The following is a 2,674-nucleotide window of genomic DNA, read 5'->3' on the forward strand; positions in this document are numbered from 1 at the left end:
AGAAACAACAACAATAATAAAATTAAAGTTAAAAAATGAAAATGGCAAGGTTATTGAAAGAATTTCAACAACTTGCCGAATTCAAGTTAAAATATAAAACTTATTTAAATTTTTTCAATTAGGTTAAAATATAATTGGTTTATAAAATATTACTTTAAAAGTAATTAAAAGATAATGAAAATAATTTAATAAAGATGTAGTAAAATTTAAAAGAGACCAGAGTATTGTTGCTCTTGATAATAAATGAAATGAAAAACACATACCAAAAATTTCAATTTTATGTTGCATATTTTTATTTTTATCTGTAGAATACGAAAGGGGGAAATAATTTAGTTGCAAATAATTAATTAAAATTATTTAAGATTAATTTAAGCCAATGTACTTATAATATAACTGTAATTGGTATTATAGCTAGTTATAAAAATAATATTTTAAGTGGTACCCCAAAATAGATTAGGAAAGGTGAGGAAAGTTTTGACTAATAGTAAAAAGCAAAGGGATTTATTAATTACTGTATTATCAGTATCTTTAGTAGTAGTTTCAGCTTTAGCTATATTTTTTGCAATAACTACATACAAAGCTAAAAAAGATACTGTAGTAGCTCGTGTAGGAGATACTAAGATTACTAAAGATGAATTGTATAACACACTAGCAAAACATAATGGAGAATCTGCCCTAGACAGTTTAATTAATTATAAAATTATTGATTTAGAGTTAAAGAAAAATAATTTAGAAGTAACCGATGAAGAAATACAGGAAGAGTTGAAAAAAGTAAAAGAACAGACTGGAGGAGAAGAGACCTTCAATCAGATGCTAGCATATTATTCTTATACAGAAGCAGATTTTAAAAATGATATAAAATATAATACAGGTATAAGAAAATTACTTGAACCAACTATAGAAATAACAGAAGATGAGATGAAAAAGTACTTTGAGGAAAATAAAGCTAACTATGATCAAGCTGAACAAGTAAGAGCTAGCCATATACTTGTAGCAGATGAAGCTACGGCAAAGGAAGTTAAAGCAAAGCTTGAGGCTGGGGAAGATTTTGCTAAATTAGCAAAAGAATATTCAACAGACACTGGTACTAAAGAAAATGGTGGAGACCTTGGATATTTTACGAAAAGTGACATGGTTGAAGAATTTTCAAATGCGGCTTTCGCTTTGGAGGTAAATGCAATAAGTGGTCCAGTAAAAAGCAAATATGGATATCATATTATCAAAGTAGTAGATAAAAAAGCTGCTGTAGAAGCTACTTACGAAGATAGTAAAGATGAAGTTAAGGAAGCAATTTTGGAAGAGAAAATTTCTGAAAAAGCCAATACTTGGATTAGTGAGAAAAAACAAGAGTATAAAATAGAAAAAATGTTATAAAAGTTAGGGGACGGTTCAACAAAATTCATTATTTAATTTTGTTGAACCGTCCCCTTGACTTAGGAGAGAAAGTAAAGATAATTGAGATAGAAGTCAAAGATAAGTCAAAAAATTCGAATAAATATATGGAAAAATATAAAACAGGGAGGATGAACATGAGAAACATAAAAATGTTAATACAATATGATGGAACTAGATATAAAGGATGGCAGAAGCAAAAGGATGCAGATCAAACTATACAAGGGAAAATGGAAAATGTAATATCTAAGATGACCGGTGAAGAAATTCAAGTGATAGGTTGTGGCAGAACAGATGCTGGTGTTCATGCAGACAATTACGTAGCAAATTTTCATACAAACTCTGACATGACTATAATAGCTATGCAGGAATATTTGAATGAATATCTTCCAGAAGATATAGTAGTAAAATCTATAAAAGATGCCAGCGAGAGATTTCATGCAAGATATAATGTTAAGTCCAAAACTTATGTATATAAAATAAACAATAATCAGTTTCCGGATGTATTTAATAGAAAGTATGTTTACCACTTCAAAGATCAATTGAATTTAAACGAGATGAGAAAAGCAGCGGAGTATTTGATAGGAACTCATGATTTTAGAAGTTTTACTAATTTGAAATCTAAGAATAAGTCCACAGTTAGGACTATTAATTACATAAATATAAAGGAAGATGAAGGTAATATAGAAATAGAAATTAACGGAAACGGATTTTTAATGAATATGGTAAGAATAATCACCGGCACTCTATTAGAAGTAGGTACAGGCAAGCTGAGAGCAGAGGATGTAGACAAAATATTGAATGAAAAAAAAAGATCAGAAGCAGGTCCTATTGCACCAGCTAAAGGACTGTGTTTAAAAGAGGTTAATTATTAGGGACGGTTCAATATTTTTAGCTTCTATAATGAATATGTTATTGAGGAATTAAAGATTTTTAGTTTCTAATATGATTTAATCCTGGCAAAGCTGGCAATAATCTAGAAAAAAGCGAAAGGAAATGATTATTATGCCAAGAGTTGCTCGCATAAAAAATGAACACGGAATTTATCACATTATGGTTAGAAGCATAAGTGATGTTCCTCTTTTTAAAGATTGTGCTGATAAAGATAAGTATTTACAATTGATTAAGAAGTATCAGGATATATACCTATTTAAAGTATATGCATATTGCCTAATGACTACCCATGGCCATATGACTATTGATTGCTGTGGTGCTGATATTAGTAAAATAATGAAGTCTATAAATCAGAGCTATGCCGCTTATTTTAATAAAAAATATAATA

At 28.9% G+C, this 2,674-nt stretch carries 3 protein-coding genes; all 3 read left to right on the forward strand.

The genetic code is table 11. The features are described from left to right. The first annotated feature begins 474 nt into the window (after positions 1-474). Positions 475-1,374, forward strand: a complete 900-nt coding sequence (locus N3C_RS14595) for a peptidylprolyl isomerase (protein WP_074366719.1) — start codon at positions 475-477, stop codon at positions 1,372-1,374. Positions 1,375-1,529: 155 nt separating this feature from the next. Beyond that, positions 1,530-2,267 carry a tRNA pseudouridine(38-40) synthase TruA gene (gene truA, locus N3C_RS14600; RefSeq protein WP_178377850.1) on the forward strand — a complete coding sequence of 246 codons (738 nt, stop codon included), beginning with the start codon at positions 1,530-1,532 and terminating at the stop codon, positions 2,265-2,267. A gap of 130 nt (positions 2,268-2,397) precedes the next feature. After that, on the forward strand, positions 2,398-2,674 hold a 277-nt coding region (locus N3C_RS14605; RefSeq protein WP_207648635.1), incomplete at its 3' end, for a transposase.

Origin of the sequence: Clostridium sp. N3C (assembly GCF_900095445.1) — a bacterium.
GTDB lineage: Bacteria > Bacillota > Clostridia > Clostridiales > Clostridiaceae > Clostridium_AU.

Excerpts from the sequence above, each read along its gene's own strand:
- truA (WP_178377850.1), top strand. The coding sequence starts at position 1,530 with ATGAGAAACATAAAAATGTTAATACAATATGATGGAACTAGATATAAA.